General features: G+C 58.0%; 12 protein-coding genes. All 12 read left to right on the top strand.

What is annotated here, in order from left to right; genetic code table 11:
• The first annotated feature begins 138 nt into the window (after window positions 1-138).
• The 12 genes from pyrH (at window position 139) to lpxB (ending at window position 12130) form a co-directional block, all read left to right on the top strand.
• Complete coding sequence (gene pyrH, locus E3W21_RS05675; RefSeq protein ID WP_003172271.1) at window positions 139-882, top strand: UMP kinase; 744 nt, start codon at window positions 139-141, stop codon at window positions 880-882.
• On the top strand, window positions 879-1436 hold the full coding sequence (gene frr / locus E3W21_RS05680) for a ribosome recycling factor (protein ID WP_033056300.1): 558 nt from the start codon (window positions 879-881) through the stop codon (window positions 1434-1436). The genes pyrH and frr overlap by 4 nt, the downstream gene beginning before the upstream one ends.
• Before the next feature lie 13 nt (window positions 1437-1449).
• Window positions 1450-2205 carry a polyprenyl diphosphate synthase gene (gene uppS, locus E3W21_RS05685; protein ID WP_129441617.1) on the top strand — a complete coding sequence of 252 codons (756 nt, stop codon included), beginning with the start codon at window positions 1450-1452 and terminating at the stop codon, window positions 2203-2205.
• Complete coding sequence (locus E3W21_RS05690; protein ID WP_129441619.1) at window positions 2205-3011, top strand: phosphatidate cytidylyltransferase; 807 nt, start codon at window positions 2205-2207, stop codon at window positions 3009-3011. The genes uppS and E3W21_RS05690 overlap by 1 nt, the downstream gene beginning before the upstream one ends.
• Window positions 3008-4198 (top strand): 1-deoxy-D-xylulose-5-phosphate reductoisomerase, encoded by a 1191-nt coding sequence (gene ispC / locus E3W21_RS05695; protein WP_129441621.1) that lies wholly within the window; start codon window positions 3008-3010, stop codon window positions 4196-4198. The genes E3W21_RS05690 and ispC overlap by 4 nt, the downstream gene beginning before the upstream one ends.
• 53 nt (window positions 4199-4251) lie before the next feature.
• Window positions 4252-5604 (top strand): sigma E protease regulator RseP, encoded by a 1353-nt coding sequence (gene rseP / locus E3W21_RS05700; protein ID WP_129441623.1) that lies wholly within the window; start codon window positions 4252-4254, stop codon window positions 5602-5604.
• A 74-nt stretch (window positions 5605-5678) separates the two neighbouring features.
• Window positions 5679-8069: an outer membrane protein assembly factor BamA gene (bamA, locus tag E3W21_RS05705; protein WP_134418754.1), complete on the top strand. Its 2391-nt coding sequence runs from the start codon at window positions 5679-5681 to the stop codon at window positions 8067-8069.
• Between the two features lie 45 nt (window positions 8070-8114).
• Window positions 8115-8618, top strand: a complete 504-nt coding sequence (locus E3W21_RS05710) for an OmpH family outer membrane protein (protein ID WP_008028980.1) — start codon at window positions 8115-8117, stop codon at window positions 8616-8618.
• Window positions 8619-8620: 2 nt separating this feature from the next.
• Complete coding sequence (gene lpxD / locus E3W21_RS05715; protein WP_129441628.1) at window positions 8621-9676, top strand: UDP-3-O-(3-hydroxymyristoyl)glucosamine N-acyltransferase; 1056 nt, start codon at window positions 8621-8623, stop codon at window positions 9674-9676.
• A 107-nt stretch (window positions 9677-9783) separates the two neighbouring features.
• Complete coding sequence (fabZ, locus tag E3W21_RS05720) at window positions 9784-10224, top strand: 3-hydroxyacyl-ACP dehydratase FabZ (protein ID WP_128607522.1); 441 nt, start codon at window positions 9784-9786, stop codon at window positions 10222-10224.
• Complete coding sequence (lpxA, locus tag E3W21_RS05725; protein WP_134418755.1) at window positions 10221-10997, top strand: acyl-ACP--UDP-N-acetylglucosamine O-acyltransferase; 777 nt, start codon at window positions 10221-10223, stop codon at window positions 10995-10997. Before fabZ ends, lpxA begins: the two co-directional genes overlap by 4 nt.
• 2 nt (window positions 10998-10999) lie before the next feature.
• Complete coding sequence (lpxB, locus tag E3W21_RS05730) at window positions 11000-12130, top strand: lipid-A-disaccharide synthase (protein ID WP_134418756.1); 1131 nt, start codon at window positions 11000-11002, stop codon at window positions 12128-12130.
• Window positions 12131-12140 lie beyond the last annotated feature (10 nt).

Below are 12140 nucleotides of genomic sequence, written 5' to 3' on the forward strand. Positions count from 1 at the left end.
ATTTTTAATTGGTTTCCCTTTGGAGCTGGCTTACAAAGCCATGTTCCGATGGCGCTGAAGCAGTGCCAAGTTAGAGTGAACGCCAGCTGTAAACAGCTCGCAAAGAATTTTTAAAATACGCCGCAGGAGAGATTCGCAATGGCTCAGCAGGGCAGTGGTTATCAGGCTCGCTATAAACGCATTCTACTCAAGCTTAGCGGCGAGGCCCTGATGGGCTCGGAAGAGTTCGGGATCGATCCGAAAGTTCTGGATCGCATGGCGCTGGAAGTCGGCCAACTGGTCGGCATCGGTGTTCAGGTCGGTCTGGTGATCGGCGGCGGTAACCTGTTCCGCGGTGCAGCGCTGAGCGCGGCCGGCATGGATCGGGTCACCGGCGACCACATGGGCATGCTGGCCACTGTGATGAACGCCTTGGCCATGCGCGATGCGCTGGAACGTGCCAATATCTCGGCCATCGTGATGTCGGCCATTTCCATGGTTGGCGTAACCGATCACTATGATCGCCGCAAAGCCATGCGCCACTTGAACGCCAAGGAAGTCGTGATTTTCGCGGCCGGTACCGGCAATCCGTTCTTCACCACGGATTCGGCAGCGTGCTTGCGTGCAATCGAAATCGATGCCGATGTCGTGCTCAAGGCGACCAAGGTCGATGGCGTCTACACCGCTGACCCATTCAAAGACCCGCATGCCGAGAAGTTCGATCATCTGACTTACGATGAAGTGCTGGATCGCAAGCTGGGCGTGATGGATCTGACCGCCATTTGCCTGTGCCGCGACCACAAGATGCCGTTGCGCGTATTTAACATGAACAAGCCCGGCGCCCTGCTGAACATCGTGCATGGCGGCGCTGAAGGGACCCTGATCGAGGAAGGCCAACAATGATCAACGAAATCAAGAAAGACGCTAAAGAGCGTATGCAGAAATCCGTCGAGTCGCTGATGCACAACTTCGGCCGTATTCGTACTGGCCAGGCGCATCCAAGCATTCTGGAAGGCGTGATGGTGCCGTATTACGGTTCCGACACTCCGATCAAGCAGGTGGCGAACATCACCGTCAAAGACGCCCGTACCCTGCAAGTCGTTGCCTTTGAGCGCAACATGCTGGGTGCCGTCGACAAAGCCATCGGTAGCGCGGGTCTGAACCTCAACCCGACCAACCTGGGTGAATTGCTGCTGATCTCCATGCCGGCCCTGACCGAAGAAACCCGTAAGGGCTTCACCAAGCAGGCTCGCGATGTCGCTGAAGATGCCCGTGTTGCGGTGCGCAACATCCGTCGTGATGCGAACAGCCAGCTCAAGGATCTGGTCAAGGAAAAAGAAATCAGCGAAGACGAAGAGCGTCGCGCCACTGGCGAGATCGATGACCTGACCAAAAAGTTCGTGGCTGAAATCGACGCGAATTTGGCACAGAAAGAAAAAGACCTGATGGCCGTATAAGGGTCGCGTTTTAATGGATAAGACCAAGCAGACTGCGCCGTCCGCGGTGCCGCGCCATGTCGCGATCATCATGGATGGGAATAATCGCTGGGCGAAAAAGCGCTTTATGCCGGGTGTCGCCGGTCATAAAGCGGGCGTGGATGCGGTTCGTGCGGTGATCGAGGTGTGTGCCGAGGCCGGGGTCGAAGTATTGACCCTGTTCGCCTTCTCCAGCGAGAACTGGCAGCGTCCGGCCGACGAGGTCAGCGCCTTGATGGATCTGTTCTTCAAGGCATTGCGTCGTGAGGCCAAGCGCCTGAACGAAAACAACATCAGTTTGCGCATCATTGGCGACCGTTCGCGCTTTCATCCAGAGCTTCAGGCTGCCATGCGTGAAGCTGAGGCAATGACGGCGGGCGCCAATCGCTTCGTTCTGCAGATCGCTGCCAACTATGGTGGACAGTGGGATATCGCGCAGGCCGCACAGCGTCTGGCTCGGGAAGTTCAGGCCGGGCACCTGCGTCCGGAAGACATTACCCCGGAACTGTTGCAAACCTGTCTGGCTACCGGCGATTTGCCGTTGCCGGACTTGTGCATCCGTACCGGTGGCGAGCACCGCATCAGTAACTTCCTGCTGTGGCAACTGGCTTACGCCGAGTTGTACTTCTCCGACCTGTTCTGGCCGGACTTCAAACACGATGCCATGCGTTCCGCGCTGGCCGATTTTGCTTCTCGGCAGCGCCGCTTCGGTAAAACGAGCGAGCAGGTCGAGGCTGGAGCCCGGGTTTAATGCTTAAACAACGAATCATCACCGCGCTGATCCTGCTGCCGATTGCCCTGTGCGGGTTTTTTCTGCTCGAAGGCACCGGTTTTGCGCTGTTCATCGGGCTGGTCGTGACCCTCGGTGCATGGGAGTGGGCTCGCCTGGCGGGCTTCACTGAGCAGCCGATCCGCATTGCCTATGCAGCGGTGGTCGCGTTGATGCTGTTTGTCATGCATATCGTGCCTGGGCTCGCGCCTTGGGTATTGGGCGCTTCGGTGCTTTGGTGGGGCGTTGCAACCTATCTGGTGTTGACGTATCCGCGCTCCAGCGAACTCTGGTCCAGCGCTGCCTGCAAGCTGGTGATCGGTCTGCTGATCCTGCTGCCCGCCTGGCAAGGTCTGGTTCAGATCAAGCAGGAGTCTTTGGGCAACTGGCTGATCATGGCGGTGATGGTGCTGGTCTGGGGTGCTGATATCGGTGCTTACTTCTCTGGCCGGGCCTTTGGCAAGCGCAAGCTGGCGCCACAGGTCAGTCCCGGCAAAAGCTGGGAGGGCGTCTACGGCGGCCTCGCGGTGAGTCTGGTCATTACTGTCATTGTCGGTCTGTTTCGAGACTGGACGGTGGCGCAGCTGTTCAAAGGTCTGATTGGTGCAGCCATCATCGTGTTCATCTCGGTGGTAGGTGATCTGACTGAAAGCATGTTCAAGCGTCAGTCCGGGATCAAGGACAGCAGTAATCTGCTGCCGGGTCACGGCGGCGTGCTGGACCGAATCGACAGCCTGACTGCAGCGATTCCAGTGTTTGCCGTGCTGCTGTGGATGGCGGCGCCGTGAGCCGCCCGCAGCAGATTACCGTCCTGGGGGCGACCGGTTCGATTGGTCTGAGCACGCTTGACGTCATCGCTCGCCATCCCGAGCGTTATCAGGTTTTCGCCTTGAGCGGTTTCACCCGTCTGAGCGAGCTGTTGGCGCTGTGCGTTCGCCATACGCCGCGGTTCGCCGTGGTGCCTGAGGCGGGTGCTGCCCGAGGCTTGCAGGACGACCTGCGCGCCGCAGGCCTGCCGACCCGCGTGTTGGTGGGTGAGGAGGGCCTGTGTCAGGTTGCTTCCGATCCTGAGGTCGATGCGGTCATGGCGGCCATCGTTGGCGCTGCGGGCTTGCGACCGACTCTGGCGGCGGTCGAAGCCGGCAAGAAAATCCTCCTGGCCAACAAAGAAGCGCTGGTGATGTCCGGTGCGCTGTTCATGCAGGCGGTGCGCAAGAGTGGTTCGGTGTTGCTGCCGATCGACAGTGAGCACAACGCGATTTTCCAGTGCATGCCACAGGATTTCGCTCGTGGACTGAGTGCCGTCGGGGTGCGTCGGATTTTACTCACGGCCTCTGGCGGTCCGTTCCGACAGACACCTATGGCTGAACTGGTGCATGTTTCCCCTGAGCAAGCGTGTGCCCACCCGAACTGGTCCATGGGGCGCAAGATTTCGGTGGATTCGGCCAGCATGATGAACAAGGGGCTGGAGTTAATCGAAGCCTGCTGGCTGTTTGATGCCAAGCCGTCCCAGGTCGAAGTGGTGATTCATCCTCAAAGCGTGATTCATTCGCTGGTCGATTACATCGACGGTTCGGTATTGGCCCAGTTAGGTAACCCTGACATGCGCACGCCGATCGCCAACGCGTTGGCCTGGCCGGAGCGAATCGACTCGGGTGTTGCGCCGCTGGACCTGTTTGCAATTGCGCGGCTGGACTTCCAGGCGCCTGATGAAGAGCGATTCCCGTGTCTGCGCCTTGCGCGTCAGGCGGCTGAATCCGGCAATAGTGCGCCGGCCATGCTAAATGCGGCGAATGAAGTGGCGGTCGCGGCCTTTCTCGACGGGCGGGTTCGCTACCCGGAAATCGCGAGTATCATCGAAGAAGTGTTGAATCTCGAGCCCGTGGTTGCGGTTGACGATCTCGAGGCAGTGTTCACGGCCGACGCGAAAGCGCGAGTACTGGCCGAACAATGGTTGAGTCGTCACGGGCGGTAAGTGCTGCAATACGTTGACCCATGCGGCACTGGACAGGATTGCGGAGAAAGTAGATGAGCGCGCTCTATATGATTGTCGGCACCCTGGTGGCTTTGGGTGTGCTGGTCACCTTCCACGAATTCGGCCATTTTTGGGTCGCACGTCGCTGTGGGGTCAAAGTGCTGCGTTTCTCCGTAGGCTTCGGTATGCCGTTGCTGCGCTGGCACGACAAGAAAGGCACTGAGTTCGTCGTCGCCGCGATCCCGCTGGGCGGTTACGTGAAAATGCTCGACGAGCGCGAAGGCGAAGTTCCGGCCGATCAGCTCGATCAGTCCTTCAATCGCAAATCCGTCCGCCAGCGTATCGCTATCGTATCGGCGGGTCCGATTGCCAACTTTTTACTGGCGATGATTTTTTTCTGGGTGCTCGCCATGCTCGGCAGCGAGCAAGTGCGCCCGGTCATTGGTGCAGTCGAATCCGGCAGTATCGCTGCCAAGGCTGGTTTGAGCGCGGGCCAGGAAATCATTGCCATCGATGGCGAGCCAACTTCCGGCTGGGCCGCGGTGAACCTGCAGTTGGTCCGTCGTCTTGGGGAGAGCGGTTCCCTGCAGTTGCTGGTCCGTGATCAGGGTTCCACAGTGGATTCGCCCCGTGAACTGATGCTGGATAAATGGCTCAAGGGTGCCGATGAGCCAGATCCGATTCGTTCGCTGGGTTTACGCCCTTGGCGTCCGGCGCTGCCACCGGTCCTGGCCGAACTTGACCCGAAAGGCCCGGCACAGGCTGCTGGCCTGAAGACCGGTGACCGACTGTTAGCTCTGGACGGCAAGTCGCTTGATGACTGGCAGCAGGTGGTGGACACGGTCCGTATGCACCCTGATACCAAAATCATGCTGCGCGTCGAGCGTGATAGTGCTCAAATCGACGTCCCTGTGACGCTGGCCGCTCGCGGCGAGAAGAAGGCACCCAGTGGTTATCTGGGCGCTGGGGTGAAAGCAGTTGATTGGCCGCCAGAGATGATTCGCGAAGTGAGTTATGGTCCTGTGGCCGCGATTGGAGAGGGCGCTCGACGCACCTGGACCATGAGCGTACTGACCCTCGATTCGCTCAAGAAAATGTTGTTCGGTGAGCTCTCGGTAAAAAACTTGAGTGGACCGATAACCATTGCTAAAGTGGCGGGCGCTTCTGCCCAGTCGGGTGTCGCTGATTTCCTGAATTTCCTTGCTTATCTGAGTATTAGCTTGGGAGTTCTGAATTTGTTGCCCATTCCTGTACTGGATGGGGGGCATTTGTTGTTTTATCTGATCGAGTGGGCGCGTGGTCGCCCCTTGTCGGATCGGGTGCAGGGTTGGGGGATACAGATCGGTATCAGTTTGGTGATCGGGGTGATGTTGCTTGCTCTGGTCAATGATCTAAGTCGACTGTAACGCTTCGCTGAATTGCGAATCTGCCGCATTTTGCGGCAGTTTGTTTATTGCCAGTTGGAATAAGAAAGGACTTCATGAAACGTCTGCTGCTAACTGCGGTTCTCACCGTATTGATGATCGCCGAAGTTCACGCCGAGTCCTTCACTATCTCTGATATTCGCGTCAATGGCCTCCAGCGGGTCTCCGCGGGTAGCGTCTTTGGTGCTTTGCCGTTGAACGTCGGTGAACAGGCGGATGATCGTCGCCTGGTGGAATCCACTCGTGCGTTGTTCAAAACCGGTTTCTTTCAAGATATCCAGCTGGGCCGCGATGGCAACGTCCTGGTCATCACGGTAGTCGAGCGCCCGTCGGTCGCCAGTATCGAGATCGAGGGTAACAAGGCGATCTCCACTGAAGACCTGATGAAAGGCCTCAAACAATCCGGTCTGGCCGAAGGCGAGATCTTCCAGCGCGCCACCCTCGAAGGTGTGCGTAACGAGCTGCAGCGCCAATACGTCGCTCAGGGGCGCTACTCGGCTACCGTCGACACTGAAGTGGTGCCGCAGCCGCGTAACCGCGTTGCGTTGAAGGTCAATATCAACGAAGGCACCGTTGCTGCTATCCAGCACATCAACGTGGTGGGTAACACCGTCTTCCCTGATGAAGACCTGATCGACCTGTTTGAACTCAAGACCACCAACTGGCTGTCGTTCTTCAAGAACGATGACAAGTACGCTCGTGAAAAACTTTCCGGTGACCTGGAGCGTCTGCGCTCCTACTACCTGGACCGTGGCTATATCAACATGGATATCGCTTCGACCCAGGTGTCCATCACCCCGGACAAGAAACACGTCTATATCACCGTCAACGTCAACGAAGGCGAGAAGTACACCGTCCGTGACGTCAAGCTGAGCGGCGACCTGAAAGTCCCTGAAGACCAGGTCAAGTCTCTGCTGCTGGTCCAGAAAGGCCAGGTGTTCTCGCGCAAGTTGATGACCACCACGTCCGAACTGATCACCCGCCGTCTGGGTAACGAGGGTTACACCTTCGCCAACGTCAATGGCGTGCCTCAGCCTCACGATGAAGACCACACCGTCGACATCACGTTCGCCGTCGATCCGGGCAAGCGAGCTTACGTGAACCGCATCAACTTCCGTGGCAACACCAAGTCCGAAGACGAAGTGCTGCGCCGTGAAATGCGTCAGATGGAAGGCGGCTGGGCTTCGACCTACCTGATCGACCAATCCAAGACTCGTCTTGAGCGTCTGGGCTTCTTCAAGGAAGTCAACGTCGAAACACCGGCCGTGCCGGGCGTCGACGACCAGGTAGACGTGAACTACAGCGTTGAAGAACAGGCTTCCGGTTCGATTACCGCCAGCGTCGGTTTCGCCCAGAGCGCTGGTCTGATCCTCGGTGGTTCGATCACCCAGAACAACTTCCTGGGTACGGGTAACAAAGTCAGCATCGGTTTGACCCGCAGTCAATACCAGAGCCGCTATAACTTCGGTTACGTCGACCCGTACTGGACGGCTGATGGCGTGAGCCTGGGTTACAACGCGTTCTATCGCACCACTGACTACAAAGACCTCGACGTCGACGTAGCCAGCTATGCCGTGGACAGCCTGGGTGCAGGCGTTAGCGTCGGTTATCCGATCAGCGAGACTTCGCGTCTGACCTTCGGCTTGACCGCGCAACAAGACAAGATCAAGACCGGTCAATACACCGTTGACGAGATCTTCGACTTCGTTAACAGGGAAGGCGATAGCTACCTGAACTTCAAGGCTTCGGCCGGCTGGTCCGAATCCACACTGAACAAAGGCGTATTGGCGACCCGTGGTCATTCCCAAAGCCTGACACTGGAAACCACCACGCCTGGCAGCGACCTGTCGTTCTTCAAGCTTGATTACCGTGGCCAGTTGTTCCAGCCATTGTCTGAAAACTACACCATGCGCCTGCACACGGAACTGGGCTATGGCGATGGTTATGGTTCTACCGATGGCTTGCCGTTCTATGAAAACTACTATGCTGGTGGTTTCAACTCGGTTCGTGGCTTCAAGGACAGTACCCTCGGTCCTCGCAGTACCCCAAGTCGCGGTGCGGCTGTGACGGGTAACACCGGCACGCTGGCCGACCCGGACCAGGATCCGCTGCCGTTCGGTGGTAACGTTTTGATCCAGGGTGGTGTCGAGGTGCTGTTCCCCCTGCCATTCGTCAAGGATCAGCGTTCCCTGCGCACTTCCGTATTCTGGGATGTGGGTAACGTATTCGACTCCAAGTGCGATAAAACGACGAACGCAAATGTCGGTTCAACCGCTCAAACAGCGTGTAACGACATCAGCCTGAGCAACATGGCCAGCTCCGTCGGTGTCGGCGTGACCTGGGTTACCGCACTGGGTCCTTTGAGCTTCGCGTTGGCCATGCCAGTCAAGAAACCGGATAACGCTGAAACCCAAGTGTTCCAATTCTCCCTCGGCCAGACGTTCTAAGCGTCTGACCCAAGATAACGACAATGGATTTTGTAGGAGTGCATCGTGCGTAAGTTGACTCAATTGGTTCTCCTGGCGACCGTACTGGTAGCAGGTCCGGCTTTTGCCGACATGAAAATCGCCGTTCTGAACTATCAGATGGCGCTGCTGGAATCCGACGCGGCCAAGAAGTACGCCGTGGATGCCGAGAAGAAGTTCGGCCCACAGCTGACCAAGCTCAAGACTCTGGAAAGCAGTGCCAAAGGTATCCAGGACCGTCTGATGGCTGGTGGCGACAAGATGCAGCAAGGCGAGCGTGAGCGTCTTGAGCTGGAATTCAAGCAAAAGGCCCGTGACTTCCAGTTCCAGTCCAAGGAATTGAACGAAGCCAAAGCCGTTGCTGACCGTGAAATGCTGAAGCAGCTCAAGCCGAAACTGGACAGCGCTGTGGAAGAAGTCATCAAGAAAGGTGCTTTTGACCTGGTCTTCGAGCGTGGCGCAGTGATTGATGTCAAACCGCAGTACGACATCACTCGCCAGGTTATCGAGCGCATGAATCAGCTGAAGTAACCATGACAGCGACTATAAAGCTCGGCCAGTTGGCCGAGTTCCTCGGCGCCACACTGCGTGGCGACCCGGAGAAAGAAATTACTGGGCTAGCCACTTTGCAAGAGGCTGGCCCAGCTCAGTTGAGCTTTCTCGCAAACCCCCAATACCGTAAATACCTGCCTGACAGTCGGGCCGCAGCCCTGTTGCTGAAAGCCGCTGACGCTGAAGGTTTTGCAGGTGATTCGCTGGTGGTGCCTGATCCCTATCTGGCCTACGCGCGGGTTTCCCATCTGTTCGATCCCAAGCCAAAGGCGGCTGCCGGTATTCATCCGACAGCAGTGGTGGCAGCGGATGCAGTGGTCGATCCAGCGGCGAGCATTGGTGCTTTTGCGGTGATCGAAAGCTGCGCACGTATTGCTGCGGGTGTGACCGTTGGCGCGCACTGCTTCATTGGTGCCCGCTGCGAGATTGGCGAGGGCGGCTGGCTGGCCCCGCGAGTCACGCTGTACCACGATGTTCGCATCGGTAAACGGGTGGTGATTCAATCGGGTGCCGTACTCGGTGGCGAAGGTTTCGGTTTTGCCAACGAGAAAGGTGTCTGGCAGAAAATCGCTCAGATCGGTGGTGTGCTGGTCGGTGACGACGTGGAGATTGGCGTGAATACCGCTATCGATCGCGGTGCGCTGGCCGATACCGTTCTGGGTAACGGGGTGAAACTCGACAACCAGATTCAGATCGCCCACAACGTCCAGGTCGGTGATCACACCGCCATGGCCGCGTGCGTGGGGATCTCCGGCAGCACCAAAATCGGCAAGCATTGCATGCTCGCCGGTGGCGTAGGGCTGGTGGGGCATATCGAAATTTGCGACAACGTTTTCATCACCGGGATGACCATGGTGACCCACTCGATTACCGAAAAGGGTTCCTATTCTTCCGGTACAGCCATGCAACCGGCAGCCGAGTGGCGCAAAAGCGCGGCACGCATCCGTCAGCTCGACGACATCGCGCGGCGGTTGCGACAGCTGGAAAAGCGTGTAGGGGAAGTGACCCCTGACGGTAATGCTTCATCAGATGGCTGATACCATTTCCATATCAAGTGTGCACAGCCGCTAGACTGCCTCCTTGATTTGCTAGAGGGGTGCGCGTCAGTCGCGCCTCCCAATCTTTACATAGGCTTCCCCCCGAAATGATGGACATCAACGAGATTCGCGAATACCTGCCCCACCGTTACCCGTTCCTGCTGGTGGACCGAGTCGTGGAACTGGATGTGGAAGGCAAGCGCATTCGCGCCTACAAGAATGTCAGCATCAACGAACCCTTCTTCAATGGTCACTTCCCCGCGCATCCAATCATGCCGGGCGTATTGATCATCGAAGCGATGGCTCAGGCTGCCGGGATCCTTGGTTTCAAAATGCTCGACGTGAAACCGGCCGACGGCACCCTTTATTACTTTGTTGGCTCCGACAAGCTTCGCTTCCGCCAGCCGGTGTTGCCAGGCGACCAACTGATCCTGGAAGCCAAATTCCTGAGCTGCAAGCGTCAGATCTGGAAGTTCGAGTGCCAGGCTTCGGTCGATGGCAAGCCAGTCTGCTCTGCTGAAATCATCTGCGCGGAACGCAAACTATGAGTTTGATTGACCCTCGCGCAATCATCGATCCGACGGCTATCCTGGCCGACGGCGTCGAGGTCGGCCCTTGGTCGATCATCGGTGCAGGTGTGGAAATCGGCGAGGGGACAGTGATCGGGCCGCATGTGATTCTCAAAGGCCCGACCCGAATCGGAAAGCACAACCGCATCTACCAGTTTTCTTCGGTAGGCGAGGACACGCCCGATCTGAAATACAAGGGTGAAGAAACCCGTCTGGTCATCGGTGACCACAACGTCATCCGTGAAGGCGTGACGATTCACCGTGGGACCGTTCAGGACCGTTCTGAAACAACCCTGGGCGATCACAATCTGATCATGGCCTATGCCCACATCGGCCACGACAGCGTCATCGGCAACCACTGCATCCTGGTCAACAACACCGCGTTGGCCGGCCATGTGCACGTTGAAGACTGGGCGATCCTGTCTGGTTTTACCCTGGTTCATCAGTATTGCCATATCGGCGCCCACAGCTTTTCCGGTATGGGCACCGCCATCGGCAAGGACGTCCCAGCGTACGTCACGGTGTTCGGCAACCCGGCCGAAGCTCGCAGCATGAACTTCGAAGGCATGCGTCGTCGCGGTTTCAGCGAAGATGCGATCCACGCGCTGCGTCGTGCCTACAAGGTGGTTTATCGCCAGGGTCTGACGGTCGAGCAAGCGCTCACCGAACTGGCCGAGCCTTCTGATCAGTTCCCGGAAGTCGCGGTGTTCCGTGATTCCATCCAGTCTTCGACCCGCGGCATCACTCGTTAATCATGGCTAATCTGCGTATTGCGCTGGTGGCGGGTGAGGCTTCCGGCGACATTCTTGGCGCGGGTCTCATGCGCGCACTCAAGGCTCAGCACCCGGCAGTCGAGTTCATCGGTGTCGGCGGTCCGCTGATGCAGGCCGAAGGCCTGACCTCGTATTTCCCGATGGAGCGTCTTTCGGTCATGGGTCTGGTGGAAGTGCTGGGCCGATTGCGTGAGCTGATGGCTCGTCGCAAGAAGCTGGTTGCCGACCTTATCGCCGAGAAGCCGGATGTGTTCATCGGTATCGATGCCCCGGACTTCAACCTCAATATCGAACTCAAGCTGCGTCAGGCCGGGATCAAGACCGTGCATTACGTTAGCCCGTCGGTTTGGGCGTGGCGGCAGAAACGGGTACTGAAGATTCGCGAAGGCTGCGACCTGATGCTGACGCTGTTCCCGTTCGAAGCGAAATTCTATGAAGAGAAGGGCGTGCCGGTGCGGTTTGTCGGACATTCCCTGGCTGACGCCATCCCTCTGGAGGCAGATCGCGCCGCCGCGCGGGCTGAACTCGGCTTGCCCGACGGGCCGCTGGTTGCTCTGATGCCGGGCAGCCGTGGTGGCGAAGTTGGCCGTCTCGGTGCGTTGTTCCTCGATACGGCCCAGCGTCTGCGAGCCCTGCGCCCTGGTGTGCGGTTCGTCATGCCTTGCGCCGGCCCCGAGCGCCGCAAGCAACTTGAAGAGCTGCTGGCGGGCCGAGATCTGCCGCTGACATTGCTCGATGGCAAATCCCATCTGGCCCTGGCAGCCTGTGACGCTGTGCTGATCGCGTCCGGAACGGCGACGCTTGAAGCGTTGTTGTACAAACGGCCGATGGTGGTCGCGTACCGCTTGGCGCCGCTGACGTTCTGGATTCTCAAGCGCATGGTGAAAAGTCCTTACATCTCCTTGCCGAACCTGCTGGCCCAGCGCCTGTTGGTGCCCGAGTTGTTGCAGGACGATGCGACCGTTGAAGCCTTGGCCCAGACGCTGTCGCCACTGATCGAAGGCGGTGAAGAACAGACCCGCGGCTTCGATGAAATTCACCGTACCTTACGTCTGGACGCCTCCAATCAGGCGGCGGACGCGGTACTGAACCTGATCGGCAAAACACAATGAGCAAAGCAAG

The organism is Pseudomonas sp. F01002 (genome assembly GCF_004402115.1).
In the GTDB taxonomy this organism is placed as follows: domain Bacteria; phylum Pseudomonadota; class Gammaproteobacteria; order Pseudomonadales; family Pseudomonadaceae; genus Aquipseudomonas; species Aquipseudomonas frigoris.

Coding starts and splice junctions, on each gene's coding strand:
- pyrH (WP_003172271.1), top strand. CDS start 139: ATGGCTCAGCAGGGCAGTGGTTATCAGGCTCGCTATAAACGCATTCTA.
- frr (WP_033056300.1), top strand. CDS start 879: ATGATCAACGAAATCAAGAAAGACGCTAAAGAGCGTATGCAGAAATCC.
- uppS (WP_129441617.1), top strand. CDS start 1,450: ATGGATAAGACCAAGCAGACTGCGCCGTCCGCGGTGCCGCGCCATGTC.
- E3W21_RS05690 (WP_129441619.1), top strand. CDS start 2,205: ATGCTTAAACAACGAATCATCACCGCGCTGATCCTGCTGCCGATTGCC.
- rseP (WP_129441623.1), top strand. CDS start 4,252: ATGAGCGCGCTCTATATGATTGTCGGCACCCTGGTGGCTTTGGGTGTG.
- bamA (WP_134418754.1), top strand. CDS start 5,679: ATGAAACGTCTGCTGCTAACTGCGGTTCTCACCGTATTGATGATCGCC.
- lpxD (WP_129441628.1), top strand. CDS start 8,621: ATGACAGCGACTATAAAGCTCGGCCAGTTGGCCGAGTTCCTCGGCGCC.
- fabZ (WP_128607522.1), top strand. CDS start 9,784: ATGATGGACATCAACGAGATTCGCGAATACCTGCCCCACCGTTACCCG.
- lpxA (WP_134418755.1), top strand. CDS start 10,221: ATGAGTTTGATTGACCCTCGCGCAATCATCGATCCGACGGCTATCCTG.
- lpxB (WP_134418756.1), top strand. CDS start 11,000: ATGGCTAATCTGCGTATTGCGCTGGTGGCGGGTGAGGCTTCCGGCGAC.